Raw genomic sequence first — 18,708 nt, forward strand, 5'->3', positions numbered from 1 at the left:
TCATATGTAGGAAGGCAGGGGGACATTTGTGCAGAAACAGGATTTACCAATAGAAGAAATAGATAAAGCCGTTCCGGGGGATATTGTCGCATTTGAACGGGGCAATGAAACCTGGAAGGGTAAAGTAATCCCTTCCGGATGTACAAATTCTGTCGTCGTCGACCTCAGTATCATGGAGGAACTACCTGACAGAGATGTGGATTCTCACCTTACTTGTATCAACCATAGGAAATATACAATACTAAGTCGGGAAAATCAGACCTGACTAAAAAACTCTGCTCCACTTATAACCAAAGTGGAGCAGAGTTTTTACGTGTTGTATTTTTTCATAAATCGGGAATCAATGAAATGTTTCAGTGTAAAGCACCACTTCCCGTGTATCATCACATTGCCATAGGTCAGCAGACCCTGACGATTTCCAGTAGACAGGATTGCCATATACTTTTTCGGCGGTCGAAAAGCAAGAAGTTCTTCGTTTCCGGCATGACGTTTGAGGTTCTCCCACAATACAGGAGCTTCTTTTATCGCAAACACCCCGTTTTTCGGAACTTCTTCCTCTTCTATAGTAACGCAGTCCCCGGCTCCGTAAATGTAAGGGTATTCGGGGTTTTTTAAATATTTATCCACGAAAAGAAATCCTTTCGCGTCCACCTTCAAATTCGATTGTTCAAACAAAGGAGGTGCTTCTGCCCCTGAAAGCCACAGCACACCCGAATGATGGACGTGACGTCCGCTGTCCGTCCGGAGAAACTCTCTTTCTATTCCTTCCACACGCTCCCCCGTAATGATGGAAAGCCCTTTTCTCCGGGCCAGCTTTTCTGTCCGCCGGGACGTTTTCGAACCGAATTCCTCCAGCAGATTTCCGGAGTCGATAAGTGTGACCCGCTGATGTGGCTGATGATTTTTTCTCCATGCGAGCATGGAGAGTGAGAGCTCCACCCCTGCTGCGCCTCCCCCGACCACTACAGGTGCAGGAGAACCCTTCAGTTCATCAATATTTTCAGTAAACACGTAGTTCGGTTTTACCGAATACACTTTTTCTGTAGGTTCCGGTATCTGTTTTACCCGGGAACCGACATCGAAAGAAATGAGATCAAATGGATAGCCGCACTCGTCGAGAACGACTTCCTTTTTCACAGGATCCACCTCTGCTACCTTTCCTTTTATAAAGGAAGCACCGGCTTTGATAGATAATTCCTCGAGGTTGATTGTGATTTCTGAAGCTGGATAGATCCCTTCCGTATAACCGGAAAACATTCCCGAGTAGTATTGATGCTCGGAAGGGGAAATCATCGTCACCTCGAAACCGGGGTTCTCTTTTTGAAGTGCCTTTAGAATATATACGTGGGCGTGGCCTCCTCCGATAAGCAGCAGCTTCTTCATAGGAACCACTTCAGATACCTGCGGGACAGTACGGGGGCTATGCCCGAAAATAACTTTAGTCTCCAGTATTGACCAGAGACGGCCTCCAGAGCGGCCGGGTGGTTCGGATACGGGTAAACCATGTCGGAGAGCTCTTTGATGTGTCCCCCTCTGTTCATGACGGCGACGACCGGCTGCATCCAGTCTCCGGCTCCCTTACCGATGGCGTGGGCTCCGATAATTTTCCCCTTCCGATCAGTTATAATTTTTACGAACCCTTCGGTCGCATGCTCCGCTACAAACCGGTCCACTTCATTGAGACGGGTTTCGTATACATATGCTTCCTCCACTTCTTCCCTGGTTTTACCCAGATGGAAAATTTCCGGGGTCGTGTACGTATTCCAGGGAATCGTTTCGTAAGACATTTTCCTTTTCAAAGAATAAAGAGCGTTCTGCACCACCAGCTTTCCATGTTCGCCGGCTACGTGTGTAAAAGGCATATGGCCGGTTACATCACCGATAGCAAACACGTGGGGGTTCGCGGTCCTCATCGTGTCATCCACGTGAACAAACCCCTTATCGTCGAGAACCACTCCGGTCTCCGTCAAATTCATCCCTTCCGTATTCGGCTTTCTGCCTGCAGCGAGGAAGAGTTTATCTGTCTCCAGTGACTGTTCTTTTCCGTTTTTCGTGTAATAGACTTTCTTTCCGCCGTCGCTCACCTTTTCTACACGCGCTTCCGTAATAAACGTTATTTCCCGGGAAAGAATCTCCATAGCTTTATCTCTTATGGAAGGATCCTCCTTTTTCAAAATGGTGTTTCCACCTTCCAGCACAGTAACGTCACAACCGAGACGTGCAAAAGCCTGAGCGATTTCAAGACCGACGGGACCGGCACCTATGAAAGTCAGGGAACGAGGTAGTTCGGTCTGCTGGAATACTGTTTCATTCGTCCAGTAATCTGCGGCATCCAGGCCTTCTATAGGAGGTTTGTTGACTGAAGAACCTGTAGCAATAACGATTTTTTTGGCTTCCAGGATATCACCCTCCACTTTAAGTTTCCTGTCTCCGAGGAATTCGGGTGCTCCTTTGTAAACATCCACCCCCATCGTCTCGAACCGTTCTTTGCTGTCCGATTCCTGAATCGTCTCCACAGAGCGATTCACTCTCTCCATTATTTTTCCAAGATCCACTTCTCCCGAAGCATCAATTCCCGCATAGGAACTATTACGTGCTGTATGAATTTCGTTCGCTGCTTCTATCAGAGCTTTGGAGGGCACACAGCCATAGTGCAGACAGTCACCGCCGAGTGATTCTCTTTTCTCGATAAGAGCCGTTTTTGCACCAAGAGAGGCTGCTCCTGAGGCCACAGTAAGACCGCCTGCGCCACCACCGATAATTATAATGTCATACATAGATATCCCCTCCTTCCTTTAAATTTTTCTGCTACCGCAATATTCTTTTTGCTTCGAAGAGACGCTGCATTCCAGTAAAGGTCTCCACTGCAAAGTAGAGAAGTGTAATAAATAAAATCCACTGCGGCAGAAGAATCATAAGGCTGAACAACACGAATCCTTCCGTTCGCTCCGCTACCCCTGCCTGATAATAAAACGACTTCATCCCCTGCTTTTCCGACACAGTCCCGACTGTGAGAAACACCGTCATGGAAAAAATGATGGAGACACTGAGAAGCAGGAGCGGCCACAGCACTTCCGGGTGCACATAAGCGATAGCCAGAATGATTCCTATTTCAACAATACGGTCGAATGTTACATCCAGCACCGTTCCAAAAGGGGAAGTCGATGTCCGCCGTGCCATTGTGCCATCGACGGCATCCAGAAAACCCGAAAGCCATAAAAACAGCACTGCTGCCCACGGGGCACCGGCTATGTACCAGACAGCAGCACCTATACCTGTAAGGAAGGCAAGGACGGTTATTTGATCAGCCGTTCTTCCTTTTCTCAGGAACCAGTCGGCTGAATGCTCAATGAAAGGTTCTGCGTACTTCCTTGCGTGAGTATCAAGCATCTTCGTCCCTCTCTTTCCCGTCGGGCAAACCTGCCCAGCGCCGTACTTTGTTTCTTAAAAAATATATAACGATCATTAAAATGAGAGCACTGCCTGCCACCATACCCATCAGCACAGGATCCCCGCTCAGAAGACTTGCGCCGACTGTAACATACATAAACGTCCCCGGGATGATTCCTATCATTGTCGCACTCAAATAAGAACGAAAACGAATGTTGAACCACCCCGACAGATAACTCAGCATTCCGAACCCTATCAAAGGGACAAGTCTCAGAACAAGCACGAATAAAAACCCCTGTTTTCTGACGATAATCTGAAGACGTGCCGTCAATTCAATATGTCTGAGACTGGCCAGTCTCTCACCAAGGACCTTCCCGACAAGATACCCGGCAGCAGCTGCTCCCGTTGCCCCCAACCAGATAAACAGCACACCCGGCCATACCCCGTAAGTGATCCCTGCACTGAGCGAGAGTATGGAAGCGGGAAAGAAAACGAAGGGAGTCAAAATATAAAGAAGAATGAACAAAAAAGGAGCAGCCCACCCAAAAGAAATAACGAATTCCTTAATCTCCGAAGGCCCTATTTGCCAGCGACTGTTCACCCACAAAAATAAACAGACGAAAAGCAACACCACAACGGCCGTGCGTAATTTCCGCTTCATCTTTTCTCCCGGTTCTGCTGGAACGTTCGGATATTTGAGGCGTCTGTACTTACATATACGTTCTCTCCTGTATGGAAATCCTCAGGAGCAGGAAACATAATATGTTCCTCCTCATCATCGAGGAGAACTTCCATGAAACGGTACCCTTTTACAAAGCGTACACCTTCGATGACCCCTCTCCACTGAACTTTCTCCTCTATTTCTATGCGCTCAATGCTGAGGTTCCGCTTCGGGATGAATCTCATTTCGTCAATGACCCATGCATCACCGAAGAATCTGGCTACTTCAGAAGTTTGCGGGTTTTCATACACTTTTTCGGGAGAGCCGATCTGTTCGAACGTCCCCTCCCGAAAAACCCCGATGACGTCCCCTACCTGCATCGCATCGTCCTGGTCGTGTGTGACAAATACGGCTGTAATGTTTTTTTCTTTCAACAACCTTCTCACCCATCGCCTCATTTCTTCCCGCAATTTCCGATCGAGACTCGAAAACGGTTCGTCAAGAAGTAGCAGTTTAGGAGATAGAATAAGACCTCTGGCCAGGGCGACCCGCTGCTTCTGACCTCCGGAGAGCTCACGTGGATATCTATTTTCATATTCGGGAAGTCCCGCGATACTAAGAAAATCATCGATGCGCTTACTTTTTTCTTTTTTGCTTATATCCAGAAATTTAAGTCCGTAACCTACGTTTTCCCTTATTGTCATATGAGGAAAAAGAAGAGGCTCCTGAAAAACGAGACTGACCGGCCGTTCGTTCGCTTTCTTATGAGTCATATCGTCTCCGTCAATGGACATCTCTCCGGCAGAAAAAGTTTCCAGACCCGCGAGACAGCGGAGTAGAGTGGTCTTCCCTCCTCCGGAAGGTCCTACGACACTGAATATCTCTCCTTCGTTCACTGAAAACGAAACGTCTTTCAGAACTTCTCCGACACCGAAATGTTTCGTTGCATCACGTACTTCTATCATTTTATTCAAAACAGTTCCCTCCTCCCGGATTTTCTACGGTACGGTAACAATCGAAAAACTGCGCCTGCAGTTATATAAAAAAGAAGGGGGAGGACGGCGAACCAGATAGAAAATGCCGCAATCAGCGTAGTATCGGCAGAATCCAGAAAAGGAAAATAAACCATCGCAAGAGTTACCACAGTACCGCCCCCGATAATCGAAGTAATAACATACTGACTCAGACTGATGACAAAGGTGAGAAATATTACGCTCTGCACGGAGGGTTTTAGGAGCGGTAGTTCAATATCGAAGAATGTTCTTCCGGCAGATGCACCGAGTGTTTCCGCCTGTTCCTGCATCCTTCTTCCGAGACTCACATAGCCATTCCGGAAAATCCTGATGCTATAGGGGACCGTCGGAACCAGGTGAATGAGAATTACTCCGAGGCCTGTGTCAGCCAGCCCGATCCGTATCATAGCGATGTGAACCCCGAAAGTGATGGCAAGGATCGGTACGAGCAGAGGCATCACGAACAAGGTGTCCACCGCCGTTTTTCCGTGAAATGTATATAACGCCAGTGCCTTACCGGCGCTCATTCCTACACCAATATTAATTACCGTCACGAAAAAGCCGATTGTCAGAGAAGTGCCTGTAGCTTCCAGGAGCCTTGTTGTTTCAAACAGCCCTCTCCAGCCATACAGGGAAAATGCCGTCCAGCTTCCGGGTGATGTAAAACTCTGGAGAACCAAAATCCCTACAGGGGAAATTATAAATAACATAGCGATGACCCAGAATAAGATTTTCTTCATACTTTCACAGTCCCTCAGTAATATTTCGGCGCATTTTGTTTATGAAATGAAACAATAGTAAGGAGATCAACCCTATTACTGTCGTCAAAAATACCATCGCTGCAAAAGCGAGCGGCCGCTCACTCCAGTCGCCAGAGTAGAACCAGTCGAAGGTAAGAATAGAAAGCATCTCCGGGAAAGTAGCTCCCACAAGCGCGGGGACTTCATAAGCACTGAACGTGAAAGCAAAAATGATGATTCCCGTTTCAATAAGAACCGGAGTGACAAACGGAAGCTCTGCATCGCGTATTTTAGAAATCCAGCATCCGCCGAGTGTTTCCGTTAAATCGTCATACAAACGATTTCTGGTCAGGTAAACAGGCAACAGCATCAAAATGACGAACGGAATTTCCTTTCCCATATACGTAAGAATAATTCCGACACCTTCCGGGTCATTAGCGTATGCCCGGTTCCCGGGCAGTAAACCGCTGACGAGACCCCCTTCCTGAAAAAGAAGAAGAACCAGGTAGGCCCACACAAAATGAGGGAAAACCATCGGCAGCCATACCGTCAGTCTGCCTCCGGTACGTTCAAGCATCGGAACGAATGCTCTCGTGAAGAACCATCCGATAAGCAGAGAGAGGAAGGTCGAAGCTGCCGCTATCCATAAACTGTACAAAAAAGAGAGAAGAAAATCGGAGTGTGAAAACAGACGGACATAAACTTGACCGGTCAGCTTCCCATCCGGATAAACACTCAACCGGAAGGCAGACCATAGTCCGTACAATGGAAGGAGCAGAAACAGAAGAGCAGGGGTCAGCAGCAACCACGGCTTTATTCTAGCGGACAACTTCATCTTCCCACGTCTCCGTAATCCATTCGACATATTCCGTATCCAGTTCAGGCAGATACGTTTCCTCCAGTTTCTCTGCATCCGGCACTGTTCCCCCCCGGTCGAGTTCTTCAAATCGCTGTTTCGTCTCTTCGGGAAGCTTATCCGTATCGATGGTTGTATTATCTCCCCATGAAGAAGGCTTCATTTTCTGCAGCTGCGCCTCCGGGGAGAGGAGGAAATTGATAGCCGTTACAGCTCCCGGCACATTTGTACTGTTATAAGGAATAGAGAGGAAGTGTGTGTTGCCAAGCGATCCGGAGTCCATCACGTAGGTATCGGTGGATTCGGGGAAGACTCCATCATTTATGAGATGTTCACTTCTCGCTTCGTTGTACCCTAACGTCATAGATACTTTCCCTTCGCTATACAGACGATCCAGCTCACTTAACGAGGCAGGGTAATATTCTCCCTTCCTGTACAGAGCAGGCTCCCATTCTCTCAACTTTTTCCACATTCCATCTGCGGCTGTCTCTGCAGCGTTCGGGCTGAAAGAATCTTCCGCTAAAGCTTCGGGGTTCTCGGTCCCTGAAAGCATCATCTGCCTCAAAAATGCGTTGCCGGTGAATTCGGAAGGGTGAGGGTATGTAAATTCTCCCGGATTTTCTTTCACCCATTCGCTCAACTCTTTATAGGTTCTCGGCGGGTCATCCACTTTCGCACTATCGTACTGCAGAGCGAATTGGACTCTCCCCCAAGGGGCCTCCATCCCTTCTGTAGCCGTTCCGAAGTCGTGGGAATATTCGTCCCGGTCATAGTATTCATTGAAATTGGGCAGTTTTTCCGTAAATGCTCCGTAAAGCAGCTCATTGTTTTTGGCGTTACGAAAATTCTCGCCGTTCAGCCACAGAAGATCCACCGTCCCTTCTTTCTTTCCAGCCTCACGTTCCGTTCTCAGTTTCTGTAAAATATCTGCGGTGGCCATCGGTGTTCTCGTAAGACTGATACCGAACTTCTCCTGAAGACGTGGGGCGACCCATTCATCGATGTAAGTATTGATGCCGTCATCGCCACCCCACATGAACAGTCTTACCTCCGTACCTTCGGCCGCATCTTTGATTTCTTCAAAATTCCGGTTCGCTATGGTGCTACCTTTCTCCTCCGTATTCGTAACACCGGAACACCCGGACAGGATGATCATTATGGCAATGATCCCTATTCTCATCTTCTCACCCTTTCCACATTACCTCCATTTTACCCTATCCCCGGTGGAACGAATACTTTGAAAGCCCCTTATGTAAGAAAGCTTACATTTCCCGGGGAATGCCTGGAAAGTGTAAACGAAAATTCCCCTCTCAATCATAGACAGATTTCAGAACTGCCCGTACAGGGCTGCCGTCCGCTTCCTCAAGTGCCAGGGGAAGAGCGCTTAAATCATATAGTCCAGATTCCACCTCCCGAAGATCGGCGTTCTCCAGAATATGCACTCCGCTTGAAAACAGAGCATGGTGAGCGTCGAGCGTTTCACTGTCCATCGGATCGACAGATGGAACATCGACCCCGACGAGACGAATGTTTTTTTCTTTAAAGAACTCAGCCACTTCCGGCTTCAGATAAGGAATCTCCTCCGGAAAAATCCTGGAATCGGGAAAGGCATCCGTCTTTATCAATACCCGTTCAACATTCTCGAGATCTATACCTTCAAAAGCTGCTGCACCTATCGCTTCGAAGCCCCGGCAGTCCACGACTTTCGTTCTGCCGATATAAACATTAATATCCAGCTCATTCACCCGCTTCCCTTCATTGTCGAAGTGAAAGGGGGCATCAATGTGCGTACCCGTATGAACACTCATCGTGATCTCTCCGATGTTTACGGAGCCACTCTCCTTTTTAGTCGCCGTCCGGCGATACGAATACGGAGTATCCTCCGGCCAGGTGGAAATACGGTCGTTCAATGGTCGTGAGATATCAATCCATCCCATGTCGACACCTCCTAAGCGATAATATCGCGTTCGTTTTTGAACGCTTTGTACTTCTCTTTTTCCATGATCTCTTTCAATTTAGTCACTGTCTGAAAGCAGTCTTCAAATGTATTATAAAGGGCTGTCGGGGCTAGACGGATTCCGTTCGGATTTCTGAAGTCCGGTATAACACCTTCTGCTTTAAGAGCTTTCGTAATTCTTGCAGCTTCGGGATGTTCAAGATACACATGACCTCCCCTCCTGCTTTCTTCTCTCGGATTAGCGATGACAAAATCCCAGGATGACAGCCGGGAGTCGATCTGTTCCATCAGATACCCGGTCAATTTCAGTGATCTGCCACGGAGAGCTTCCATTCCCGCCTCTTCGAACATTTCGAGGGAGCCGAGCAGCGGAGCCGCACTTAAAACATGCGGAGTACCGAGCTGATATGCTCCGCTGTCTGCCGCTTTGACATACGTATGCTCCATATCGAACTGACTGTTTTTATCAGAACCGAACCATCCCGTAAGGCCTGGAGTTTCTGAAAAATGTTCCCTGTTAATATATAAACCGCCGACACTTCCCGGTCCTGCATTAACATATTTATAGTTGCACCAGAAAGCGAAGTCCACTCCCCACTCCGAAAGTCTGTGAGGAAGCGCACCAATGGAATGGCTTAAATCAAAACCGATTGTAATTCCGCGCTCGTGAGCAGCAGCGGTCAGCTTTTCCATGTCCAGCACCTGACCGCTGCGGTATAACACACTCGGCAGAATAACGAGCGAGATATCTCCGGTCATCGCCTGAATAATGGTATCCTCATCGATCGTATGCCCGTCCGTACTCTCTGCCAGAACGAGGTGCGACTCATCATACCCTTTCAGCGAAAGCTGACTTTGAAGTGCATAAATGTCCGTCGGAAAAGCAAGAGCATCCGCAAGTATTTTCGTTCGTCCTCTCTCCGGACGGTAGAATGTAGCTGTCAGCTGATGAAGATTGGACGTCGTCGATCCCGTCACCGTCACTTCTTCAGGAAAGGCTCCGACGAGTGGTGCCATGCGATTCCCCAGTCTTTCCGAGAGCGTGAACCACGGGTCTTCCCCTTCCGTCCATCCGTCAATCCCATACTTTTTCCAGCTTTCCATTATTTCTTTCACCACTTTTTCGGCCCGCACGGACATAAGCCCAAGCGAGTTCCCGTCCATGTAAATTTTTCCTTCCGGAAGGTAAAACTCGTCGCGAAATGTGATTTCTTCCATGTTCCTTCCCCCCTGCTTTTTTCACGTCATAAAAAAAAGAAGATGATGAGTGCGATCAGCACAATACTTACATCCATGACTATCCCGAGGATGCCACAAACCATTCCCGTTACGGCATACCACCGCTTCGGATTATCATAAGAAATGGATTTCAGCGCCGGCCGTGCGTATGCGACAGCAAAAATTCCGAGCAGCCAGCCTATAAGCGGCACAGGGAGAGAAATCAGCCCGAGAACCATTGACGTTACAGCCTTCGATTCATGAATTTCTTTCACTATTACACCTTCTTCTCCAATACAGTCTCTTTTATTCTCCGCTTCGCAAATCAATCAGAAGCTCTCACTGTTTTCCCTTAATCGGACGTTTCAGGGCTTCCAGATCTTCTTCAATCGACATAATCTTCTGGTTCATCATCTCGGATGCATCCGCTACTCCCTGGTTATAGAATGGAACCGCCAGTTCTTCGGCAAAGAAATGTAGCCAGTTCTCTGCAGCGAGCTCCCCGATTTCTTCTCCGTGCTCTTGATATATGTAGTACTGTATCCGTTCCTTCATCTCCTGTTTAAAGTCCCGAGGTATTTCCAATTCGTCCCCCCCTCTCAATTTAGATAATCACAATTATGGTCATTCTTCGAAAGGCCGGGCCGGTGGTTACACGAACCTCGCTTATCTTCTCCCGGCCAGCCGCAGATCATAAGAATACCAAACACCCCGGGGTGCCGGTGAAATCCGTCCTCAAAACGCGCAGTTCTTCAGATCATCCGTTTTTTCTACGGAAAAGAGCCATCGCTCCCTCTTTCTCCAGAGGTAAATGTTTCATTCTGACCTTCCTCATCTCTTCCGGCTTCTGTAGTTCTTCATTTATTTCGCCGCCTTTGGAAAGTCCTGTCTTTTGCGCTTCTTCTTTTGATTCCGCAAAATAGATATCCTGTATACCGGCATACCTCATCATAGCGTAACACATAGGGCACGGCTCCCCGCTTGCATACATCGTACAGTCAGACAGATCGACTCTGCCAAGTTTCTCCTCGACCTTTCTGACAGCGATCATTTCGGCATGTCCGCTGGCATCGTTCTGGAGATGAAGCTCATTCACTCCTTCACCAAGCACTTCCCCGTTTCTTTCTATAACGGCTCCGAAGGGCTGCCCTCCTTCCTCTACATTTTTTCTAGCCAGTTCAACCGCTCTGTCCATGTACTGATTCATATTCCCACTCTCCCTTTCCCGGATATATTACCATTCCTCGTACGTTTCACCCCCGCCTTTATCCCACCATGTCTCCGGCTGCATATATTTTTCCCGGATCATTTTAAGGACTTCCTCCCTTTCGTTTTCGTCCAGCTTCTCGAGGTCCGCCAATATTTTCTCTTTCCTGTCCATTGTTACACCTCCTGTGTCTGTCTGTTTATCATTTCGTTGCGGGGTTATAATCAATATACCCTTTTGATCTTTCACCTATGCTCCCGTTCATTTCTCAATAAAAAAACTCCTTCTGCTATTATCGCAAAAGGAGTCCGATTTTTTAAGTTTTTTCAGTTTTTTCAGTCGGTTATCGCCCGTTCTTCCTTAATTTCTTCAATAGACCATTCTTTATTATAAGTCGAATGCTTCTCCAGTCTTGAAACCACGATTTCCGCTTCCGCGTACGTGCTGAATCTCTTCGTATCCGTCCGTCCAGAAGATGTAAGTTCTTTTCTGACTCCGTTCTCTGTGAAAGTAACTTTATACATCAGGCTTTCATCTCCTAACTGCGGTCCTATGCCCGCAATCACAACATTCGTTTCATCGTCCGCAGAAGAGGGGGTCTGGAAATTATTCCTCCCTTTTCCCGCTGCGTCCACACCGTCCCGGGCTCCTCCATTTGATATTAAAGATGTTTCCTTATACAATTAGTCATATCAACTCAACCTTAAGAAGAGTGGGGACTGCATATGGAAAATCAAGAAAAACCTAAAGCACTTATCGTAATCTTCGGAGCTACCGGGGACCTGGCCAAAAGGAAACTTTTCCCTTCTATTTACCGCCTGTATCAGAATGGAAAAATTGGTGAAGACTTCGCTGTAGTTGGAATCGGACGCCGTTCCTGGAGCAACGAGCTGTTCCACACGAACGTACGAAATTCTCTTGGAGACGATGTTTCCGGGAAAGAAGCGGAAGCCTTCGTGTCCCATTTTTACTACCATCCGTTTGATGTATCGGATTCGTCTTCCTATGAAAATCTCGGCACACTGCTTAATAATCTGGAGTCCGAGTATCGTACGGAAGGGAATCGCATCTTTTATCTTGCGATGGCCCCGCAGTTCTTCGGCACGATTGCAAATAACCTGAAAAAACATAACCTGAAAAGTGAAACGGGCTGGTCACGTCTCGTTATCGAAAAACCGTTCGGTCACGATTTCGAATCGGCAAAACAGCTGAACGACCAGATCACTTCGGCTTTTGACGAGAACCAGATATATCGGATCGATCACTATCTCGGAAAAGAAATGGTCAAAAATATAGAAGTGATCCGCTTCGCCAACGGCATTTTCGAACATTTGTGGAATAATCGGTTTATCGCAAACGTACAGATCACATCCAGTGAATCGCTTGGTGTGGAAGATCGGGCGAATTATTACGACTTGTCCGGAGCTACGAGAGATATGGTCCAGAACCATATGCTTCAGATGGTTACTCTACTGGCGATGGAGCCTCCGATCAATCTGAACCCTGAAGAGATACGCTCGGAAAAAATCAAAATTTTACGCGCCCTGCGTACTATCGACGAGAAGAATATCGATGACTATTTTGTACGTGGGCAGTATGGTCCTGACAAAATGCATGGAAGGAAACTTCGCGGCTATCAGGAGGAAGCGGAAGAATTGCAGAATTCCGATACTGAAACGTACGTCGCCGGTAAAATCATGATCGATAATTACAGGTGGGCAGGTGTCCCTTTCTATATAAGAACGGGCAAACGCCTCGCGGAGAAGTGCACGAAAATAGTCGTGGAATTCGAAGACATTCCTTTGAATCTTTATCAGGAAGAACAAAGCGAAAAATCTCCGAATCTGCTGGTGATCAATATCCAGCCGAACGAAGGGGTGACCCTGTATCTGAATGCGAAAAAACCGGGGGTTAGCTCCTATTCGGAACCTATAAAACTGTCTTACACACACGAAGCCGTCAACAGTGTGAACACCCCCGAAGCTTATGAGAAATTACTTCACGACTGTATGATCGGGGACACTACGAACTTCTCGCACTGGGACGAAGTTTCCCTTTCCTGGAAATTCGTGGACCGGATTTTAAACAGGTGGTCCAAAGAAGAACCGGACTTCCCTAATTATGCCGCCGGTTCAATGGGACCGGAAGAAGCGGATAACCTTCTTAAAAATGACGGCTTCCACTGGTGGCCGGTGAATAACGAAGAGGAGTGAGGAATTTGGCTATATACGACGTCTCTATGACCATCCGGGAAGGGATGAAAGTCTACAAAGATAAAGAAGAAAAACAGCCGCAAATTACGACCAGCACGAACGGTCACGTTACGGAATCACGGATAGATATGGATCTGCACACGGGAACCCACGTCGATTCCCCGCTCCATATGATCAACGACGGGGAAACGATGGAGACGATAGCTGTAGAGGATCTGGTAGGAACAGTTAAAGTTTTCGACCTCTCAGACTGTGGGGACAACATAGATAAATCGGACGTTGAACCGCTTGATATAAATAAAGGGGATTTTATACTCTTCAAAACGAAAAATTCCTACCATGAAGGGAACGACTTTGATTTTGATTTCACCTACGTTACCGGTGAAGCAGCGGAATTGCTGGCAGAAAAAGGTATCAAAGGTGTAGGAGTCGACGGTCTCGGCATTGAACGCAGTCAGCCGGACCATCCTACCCACCGGACACTGTTCACTCATCGCGTCATCATAATTGAAGGTCTTCGATTAAAAGAAATTTCTGAAGGGAGCTATTTCATGATGGCCGCTCCTTTAAAGATCGAAGGTACAGATGCCTCCCCTGCCCGTATTCTGCTTATGGATGAGTAAATAAAAAAGAGAGCCGGCGCTTCCTGAAAAATGGAAGGCCGGCTTTCTCTATGCTGCTCGTGACAATTTCCTTTTTTTCCTGCCTCCAAGTACCTGAACGACGATAACTCCGGCAAGTGCCACTGCCCCTCCTATGAGTGACAGACCGCTCGGCCATTCCCCGAGCCATATCCAGGCTGTAATTACAGCCACCGCGGGTTCCAGATACATCATACTTGTCACTTTACTGGCGTCCCCGAGGGATAAGGCTGTAGACCATGTGACGTAAGCAATCGCGGCAGGAAAAATTCCTGCATAAACGGCAGAAGCGTTCGCCTCTGTCGTTGCTTGTGTCACCGTATCCACTACTCCCGGAGAAAATATCAGGAAAGGAATAGTACCCGCCCAGCTGAAATAAGCTACAAGTTCGACCGGTTTATACTTACGCAAAAACGGCTTTTGTCCTGCAAAGAACACAGAAGTGGCTATGACGGATATAAGAACATAAACGGCTCCGACAGATATAGAAAAGCCTTCCGCAGTACCGAGAGTAATGAGTATAATTCCCGCAAAACCGATTCCCATTCCCGTCCAGCCTATACCTCCCAGTTTCTCTTTAAGAAAAAGTACGGCTATGATTGCAGTCACAATCGGTGCCGCTCCGATCATCATACCGACCGCGCCTGCGGATACCGTCATCTCACCGAAAGTGATACCGGCATGATACACGCTTATACCAATAAAGCCAAGCAGCGCAAGCAGAGGGATATCCTTCCTGTCCGGCATCCTTATTTTTTTGCCGGGAAGCATAGCCACGAACACAAAAGCAAGAGAGGCCACACTGTAACGGACAAGAATAAGGTGTCCCGGCGTGTAACCTCCGAGTAAAGATGCCCGGATAGCGGCGAACGTGGAACCCCAGAGAAGAATAGTTGTGAAAGCCAGTATCCACACTTTTCTACTCATCCGACTCCCCCCTTTTTTGCTATAGTCCTTCCTATGTTAGAGCATCTCTCTTCAAAGTGCAAAACTTCCCTGTCAATAAAACTATCCCCTTTCATTCGGAGAGAGGAATTCCTTCTATACGGAATAGTCCTTACCTGCCCTTCACACATTGCTGTGGGACATGAAGGTCACTATTAAAACTTAAACGGTACCTTCCTCCAGTCCTCAGGGAAAGAACATTCCCCTTCTCTTCCACTCTCCTCTGCTCCCCTGAACGGAAGAAATAGGGAGATATCAAATTTTTTCAGCTACAGAAAAAATGAGACCGGGCCACAGGACCCGGTCTCATCTGTACAAGTAAGATTCAAAAGACTCTTACGGTTATTTATCTTTGCGATTTTTATCTTTGTTCATCAATTCTTCAAGTGCTTCAAGAATTTCGTTTTTGGAGTATTTCTCCTCTTTTCCATTCTCCGAAGTATTATCCTCAGTGTCATTCTTTTCTTCAGATACAGGAAGTTGATCAGTAGTACGTTCCTCTTCCTCTTTATCTTCTCCTGAATTCAGGAAATGATCATTTGTGCTTTCTTTGCGTTCCTGATGATTTTCTTCAAGGAGATCACGTTTGTACACGACTCCCCCGTCCGGTGTCATATACTTCTTGTTCATATCACGCGTGGATTTATCAAAGAAAGTATAAATGACCGGGATGACGAACAGAGTGAGCAGAGTACTGCTTACAAGACCGCCGATAATGACGATCCCCATCGGCTGAATCGTCGCCGAACCTTCCCCTATACCAAGAGCAAGCGGAAAGACACCGAGAATCGTAGTAATACTGGTAATCAGGATCGGACGTGTCCGGTCTTTTACGCCGGTGACCAGAGATTCTATGACATTCATTCCTCTGGCTCTCTGTTGATTGACGTAATCAACAAGTACGATTGCGTTATTGACTACAATACCCCCGAGCACCACTACACCTATGAGAGCCATAGCACTGATCGGTTTCTGGGTTACTGTAAGAGAGAGCATAACCCCGATAACGAGCAGCGGTACTGTAAACATGATGATAAATGGATGCTTGAATGATTCGAACTGAGCACTCATCACTAGATAGATGAAGACCAGCCCGAGTACGAAAGCCAGGGTAACATCTGCAATCAGATCGTTTACCAGTTCCTGGTCTCCCCCTACAACGAATTCGGCTTCCTCGGCCAATTCAATATCATCGATGGTAGATTCGACTACTTCCGAGACATCACTCAAATCATTCGACGGGTTGAACCTTACCGTAAAGTCGGCGCTCCGTACCTGATCGGCACGATTTATGACGCTTGGAGCCCCGCCTTCCTCAATATTCGCCACATCCGAAAGCTTGACATAGCCGCCCTGGCCGTCAGCGATTGTAATGTTTTTAAAGTTCTCCCGACTGTTCAATACATCTCCTTTGTATTGAACGCTGATTTCATACGTCTCATCAGAGTCCGTCGTTATGGATCCTGCATTTGTGCCACTGGTAGCGGAACGAATGGACTGCGCTACCTGAGCGGGAGCCATACCGTTCTCTCTTGCAGCTTCTTTATCCACCGTAGCCTGCAGTTCCGTCACGGAGTCTTCTTCGGAACTTGTGACTTCTTCGATAATGCTGTCATCTTCCAGTTCATTGATAAGTTCCTTGCTCGTTTCTTTCAAACGGCTTACGTTCGGATCTTCAATAGTAAAGGAATACGTATTCGGCTCTCCTCCAAGACCTGAAGATGCGGCGTTGGTCATCTTAATATCTGCGGAGTCATCAGTCTCTTCTGCAGTTCCTTCGAATTCACTGATGAACTCTGCAGTGGACATATCCCGTTTCTCCTGATCTTTCAAAGAGACGAATATTTCGGCTATATTACTTTCCGAGCCGCCACCCATGCTCGCGCCCTGGGCGGTTGCTCCAATCGTGCTCATATAGTTAGCCACTATTCCTTCATTGGCCAGTTCGTCCTCGATCTTCTTAACCGTCTCTTCTGTACGGCTGAGACTCGTTCCCTCTTCATGCTCCACTTTTATCATGGCCATGCCTTCATCGTTCGTAGGAAGGAATTCCACTCCTGTGGTTGTAAGACCAAGTGCTCCGACAATAAGAGTGGCGGCAGTGATAAGCAGAACTAGAGCTCTTCGTTTCAAAGACCAGCGGGAGGCTTTTTCTATTCCTCTCATAAAGCGGGAATTCTTCCGCTTGTCTTCTTCTATGACTCTCGGAGCTTTCAGAATACGACTTGCAATCATCGGTACTACCGTCAGTGCAACGAACAGGGAAGCGAACAGACTGAACGAAACAGCTATGGAAAGCGGAGCAAACAAGTCACCGGCTATTCCTGAAATGAACACTACCGGCAGGAATATAGAGACGGTAGTCAATGTCGAAGCGGTGATAGCCCCGGCTACTTCCCGCGTCCCTTCGGAAGCTGCTTCCTTCGGCGCTTTACCCATCGCCAGATGACGATAAATATTTTCCACGACGACGATGGCATTATCGACCAGCATACCTATACCGAGAGCAAGACCCCCGAGCGTCATCATGTTAAGACTGATATTCGTAAAGAAAAACAGTGCAAACGTCACTATAATGGAAAACGGTATGGCGATACCTATGATCAGTGGCGTTTTCAAGTTACGGAGAAAAGCGAACAGTACGAGCATAGCCAGAATACCACCACTTACAAGTGCGGTGATTACACTATTGATCGAAGCCTGCACGAACTCTCCCTCGTCATAAATACTGACGACCTGAAGATCGGAGTATTCATCTTCTTTCAAAAGCGTATCAATTTCATCATTAACTGCAGTAGAAAGTTGGGCCGTGTTGGCATCTGATTCCTGTGTAACTTCGAACTGAATCGCAGGTTTCTCGTCGACCCGTGTGATGACGTTCTGTTCTTCAGGACTCAAGGATACGTCCGCGACGTCATCAAGCACTACGTTTCCACCGTCCCCGTTCTGTCCTACGGTTATCTGTCGCAGTTCGTCGGTGGAAGTCAGTTCACTCAGTACTCTTGTAGAGATAGTCTCCTGCTTGTCTTCATTTACAATTACGCCCCCTGGCACCGTAGCCTGTTGAGAACGTATAGCCTGCACAACGGCATCCTGATTAAGCATGTTATCCTGTAACGCCTGCTGATCCAGCCTTACCTGGAACTGCTCAGTTACCGTGCCTGTTTCAGAAACATCAGCGACACCATCCACTCTTGAAAGTTCCTGATTCAGGTCAGCTGCCGAATCCTGGAAATCGATAACTTCATCTCCGCCCGAAGATACGGCGAGCTGCATACTCGGAAGTGCGGACGGATCGAATTTAAGAAATGTAGGAGACCCGGCTTCCTCAGGGAGATCCGCCTGGTTCATGGTAGATACGATTTCCGTTTCTATATCGTCAAGGTTTGTCCCTGACGAAAATTCCATAATAAGTATGGCAGCCCCTTCCATGGACTGTGACGTTAAACTTTCAAGCCCTGAGGTGTCCGAAAGTTCCCCTTCCAGTTCTTTCGTTACATCACTCAGCACCTCCTCAGGTCCTGCCCCTGGGTAACTTGCTGTAACTGCCGCCGCAGGTGCCTCCACGTCAGGGAAAAGCTTGATTGGCAGTCGTGACAGGGAGACCGCCCCAAGTATCAGTAGTACGAGCATAATGACGATAGTAAATTTCGGTCGCCTTATCGATAAGTTCCAAAGTTTCATATTGCACGTGCTCCTCTCGATCTTCTCATTTAAAAAGAAGATAATTTATTCCTCGGTTTTATGACTGTACAGTCATAAAATATAAATGACTGTCCGGTCATTTTCAAGGAATAACTCTTACTTCACGAAACGTTCACACTAAAGAGAATAATTTTTAATAACACAGGTTTCTTTAAGATAAAG

The 18,708-nt window shown here is 47.4% G+C and carries 20 protein-coding genes; 3 read left to right on the forward strand and 17 right to left on the reverse strand.

What is annotated here, in order from left to right; translation table 11 throughout:
• Positions 1-28 precede the first annotated feature (28 nt).
• Positions 29-265 carry a YkvS family protein gene (locus AAV35_RS08750; protein WP_008589855.1) on the forward strand — a complete coding sequence of 79 codons (237 nt, stop codon included), beginning with the start codon at positions 29-31 and terminating at the stop codon, positions 263-265.
• 44 nt (positions 266-309) lie between these two features.
• Here the strand turns inward: AAV35_RS08750 and AAV35_RS08755 are convergent, their stop codons facing one another.
• The 15 genes from AAV35_RS08755 to AAV35_RS08820 all read right to left on the reverse strand — a co-directional run bounded on the left by AAV35_RS08755 (position 310) and on the right by AAV35_RS08820 (position 11,677).
• Complete coding sequence (locus tag AAV35_RS08755) at positions 310-1,383, reverse strand: FAD-dependent oxidoreductase (RefSeq protein ID WP_008589857.1); 1,074 nt, start codon at positions 1,381-1,383, stop codon at positions 310-312.
• Positions 1,380-2,777, reverse strand: coding sequence for a dihydrolipoyl dehydrogenase family protein (locus AAV35_RS08760; protein ID WP_008589858.1), 1,398 nt, complete (start codon positions 2,775-2,777; stop codon positions 1,380-1,382). The genes AAV35_RS08755 and AAV35_RS08760 overlap by 4 nt, the downstream gene beginning before the upstream one ends.
• 31 nt (positions 2,778-2,808) lie before the next feature.
• Positions 2,809-3,390, reverse strand: coding sequence for a CDP-alcohol phosphatidyltransferase family protein (locus tag AAV35_RS08765; protein WP_008589860.1), 582 nt, complete (start codon positions 3,388-3,390; stop codon positions 2,809-2,811).
• Complete coding sequence (locus AAV35_RS08770; RefSeq protein WP_008589862.1) at positions 3,383-4,051, reverse strand: TVP38/TMEM64 family protein; 669 nt, start codon at positions 4,049-4,051, stop codon at positions 3,383-3,385. The genes AAV35_RS08765 and AAV35_RS08770 overlap by 8 nt, the downstream gene beginning before the upstream one ends.
• Positions 4,048-5,016, reverse strand: a complete 969-nt coding sequence (locus AAV35_RS08775; RefSeq protein ID WP_040609364.1) for an ABC transporter ATP-binding protein — start codon at positions 5,014-5,016, stop codon at positions 4,048-4,050. The genes AAV35_RS08770 and AAV35_RS08775 overlap by 4 nt, the downstream gene beginning before the upstream one ends.
• Before the next feature lie 5 nt (positions 5,017-5,021).
• Entirely contained in the window at positions 5,022-5,804 is a 783-nt protein-coding gene (locus AAV35_RS08780) for an ABC transporter permease (protein ID WP_008589866.1), read from the reverse strand.
• Between the two features lie 4 nt (positions 5,805-5,808).
• The gene (locus AAV35_RS08785; protein ID WP_008589868.1) at positions 5,809-6,639 is read right to left on the reverse strand and encodes an ABC transporter permease; all 831 of its coding nucleotides are present in this window, start codon (positions 6,637-6,639) and stop codon (positions 5,809-5,811) included.
• Positions 6,623-7,840 (reverse strand): ABC transporter substrate-binding protein, encoded by a 1,218-nt coding sequence (locus AAV35_RS08790; protein ID WP_008589871.1) that lies wholly within the window; start codon positions 7,838-7,840, stop codon positions 6,623-6,625. Before AAV35_RS08790 ends, AAV35_RS08785 begins: the two co-directional genes overlap by 17 nt.
• A 130-nt stretch (positions 7,841-7,970) precedes the next feature.
• Positions 7,971-8,597 carry an arylformamidase gene (gene kynB / locus AAV35_RS08795; RefSeq protein ID WP_008589873.1) on the reverse strand — a complete coding sequence of 209 codons (627 nt, stop codon included), beginning with the start codon at positions 8,595-8,597 and terminating at the stop codon, positions 7,971-7,973.
• Positions 8,598-8,608: 11 nt separating this feature from the next.
• Positions 8,609-9,835 (reverse strand): kynureninase, encoded by a 1,227-nt coding sequence (gene kynU / locus AAV35_RS08800; RefSeq protein WP_008589875.1) that lies wholly within the window; start codon positions 9,833-9,835, stop codon positions 8,609-8,611.
• A 26-nt stretch (positions 9,836-9,861) separates the two neighbouring features.
• Entirely contained in the window at positions 9,862-10,110 is a 249-nt protein-coding gene (locus AAV35_RS08805; RefSeq protein WP_040609337.1) for a hypothetical protein, read from the reverse strand.
• 64 nt (positions 10,111-10,174) lie between these two features.
• Positions 10,175-10,420: a DUF2164 domain-containing protein gene (locus AAV35_RS08810; protein ID WP_008589879.1), complete on the reverse strand. Its 246-nt coding sequence runs from the start codon at positions 10,418-10,420 to the stop codon at positions 10,175-10,177.
• A 172-nt stretch (positions 10,421-10,592) separates the two neighbouring features.
• Positions 10,593-11,042, reverse strand: coding sequence for a nucleoside deaminase (locus AAV35_RS08815; RefSeq protein WP_008589881.1), 450 nt, complete (start codon positions 11,040-11,042; stop codon positions 10,593-10,595).
• 27 nt (positions 11,043-11,069) lie between these two features.
• Complete coding sequence (locus AAV35_RS14380) at positions 11,070-11,216, reverse strand: hypothetical protein (protein WP_156330875.1); 147 nt, start codon at positions 11,214-11,216, stop codon at positions 11,070-11,072.
• 161 nt (positions 11,217-11,377) lie between these two features.
• Positions 11,378-11,677: a hypothetical protein gene (locus AAV35_RS08820; RefSeq protein WP_008589883.1), complete on the reverse strand. Its 300-nt coding sequence runs from the start codon at positions 11,675-11,677 to the stop codon at positions 11,378-11,380.
• A gap of 90 nt (positions 11,678-11,767) precedes the next feature.
• Here AAV35_RS08820 and zwf point away from each other — a divergent pair, with 90 nt between their 5' ends.
• Both zwf and AAV35_RS08830 read left to right on the forward strand, forming a co-directional pair.
• A complete protein-coding gene (zwf, locus tag AAV35_RS08825) occupies positions 11,768-13,255 on the forward strand; it encodes a glucose-6-phosphate dehydrogenase (RefSeq protein WP_008589885.1) in 1,488 nt (495 codons plus the stop codon).
• A gap of 5 nt (positions 13,256-13,260) precedes the next feature.
• Positions 13,261-13,878, forward strand: coding sequence for a cyclase family protein (locus AAV35_RS08830; protein WP_008589886.1), 618 nt, complete (start codon positions 13,261-13,263; stop codon positions 13,876-13,878).
• Between the two features lie 48 nt (positions 13,879-13,926).
• Here AAV35_RS08830 and AAV35_RS08835 read toward each other — a convergent pair whose 3' ends face one another.
• Both AAV35_RS08835 and AAV35_RS08840 read right to left on the reverse strand, forming a co-directional pair.
• A complete protein-coding gene (locus tag AAV35_RS08835; protein ID WP_008589888.1) occupies positions 13,927-14,823 on the reverse strand; it encodes a DMT family transporter in 897 nt (298 codons plus the stop codon).
• Positions 14,824-15,183: 360 nt separating this feature from the next.
• Positions 15,184-18,525, reverse strand: a complete 3,342-nt coding sequence (locus tag AAV35_RS08840) for an efflux RND transporter permease subunit (protein WP_008589890.1) — start codon at positions 18,523-18,525, stop codon at positions 15,184-15,186.
• Between the last annotated feature and the right edge of the window lie 183 nt (positions 18,526-18,708).

This window comes from Salimicrobium jeotgali, from assembly GCF_001685435.2.
Taxonomy (GTDB): domain Bacteria; phylum Bacillota; class Bacilli; order Bacillales; family Halobacillaceae; genus Salimicrobium; species Salimicrobium album.

Excerpts from the sequence above, each read along its gene's own strand:
- AAV35_RS08755 (WP_008589857.1), bottom strand. The coding sequence starts at position 1,383 with ATGAAGAAGCTGCTGCTTATCGGAGGAGGCCACGCCCACGTATATATT.
- AAV35_RS08760 (WP_008589858.1), bottom strand. The coding sequence starts at position 2,777 with ATGTATGACATTATAATTATCGGTGGTGGCGCAGGCGGTCTTACTGTG.
- AAV35_RS08765 (WP_008589860.1), bottom strand. The coding sequence starts at position 3,390 with ATGCTTGATACTCACGCAAGGAAGTACGCAGAACCTTTCATTGAGCAT.
- AAV35_RS08770 (WP_008589862.1), bottom strand. The coding sequence starts at position 4,051 with ATGAAGCGGAAATTACGCACGGCCGTTGTGGTGTTGCTTTTCGTCTGT.
- AAV35_RS08775 (WP_040609364.1), bottom strand. The coding sequence starts at position 5,016 with ATGATAGAAGTACGTGATGCAACGAAACATTTCGGTGTCGGAGAAGTT.
- AAV35_RS08780 (WP_008589866.1), bottom strand. The coding sequence starts at position 5,804 with ATGAAGAAAATCTTATTCTGGGTCATCGCTATGTTATTTATAATTTCC.
- AAV35_RS08785 (WP_008589868.1), bottom strand. The coding sequence starts at position 6,639 with ATGAAGTTGTCCGCTAGAATAAAGCCGTGGTTGCTGCTGACCCCTGCT.
- AAV35_RS08790 (WP_008589871.1), bottom strand. The coding sequence starts at position 7,840 with ATGAGAATAGGGATCATTGCCATAATGATCATCCTGTCCGGGTGTTCC.
- kynB (WP_008589873.1), bottom strand. The coding sequence starts at position 8,597 with ATGGGATGGATTGATATCTCACGACCATTGAACGACCGTATTTCCACC.
- kynU (WP_008589875.1), bottom strand. The coding sequence starts at position 9,835 with ATGGAAGAAATCACATTTCGCGACGAGTTTTACCTTCCGGAAGGAAAA.
- AAV35_RS08815 (WP_008589881.1), bottom strand. The coding sequence starts at position 11,042 with ATGAATCAGTACATGGACAGAGCGGTTGAACTGGCTAGAAAAAATGTA.
- AAV35_RS14380 (WP_156330875.1), bottom strand. The coding sequence starts at position 11,216 with ATGGACAGGAAAGAGAAAATATTGGCGGACCTCGAGAAGCTGGACGAA.
- zwf (WP_008589885.1), top strand. The coding sequence starts at position 11,768 with ATGGAAAATCAAGAAAAACCTAAAGCACTTATCGTAATCTTCGGAGCT.
- AAV35_RS08835 (WP_008589888.1), bottom strand. The coding sequence starts at position 14,823 with ATGAGTAGAAAAGTGTGGATACTGGCTTTCACAACTATTCTTCTCTGG.
- AAV35_RS08840 (WP_008589890.1), bottom strand. The coding sequence starts at position 18,525 with ATGAAACTTTGGAACTTATCGATAAGGCGACCGAAATTTACTATCGTC.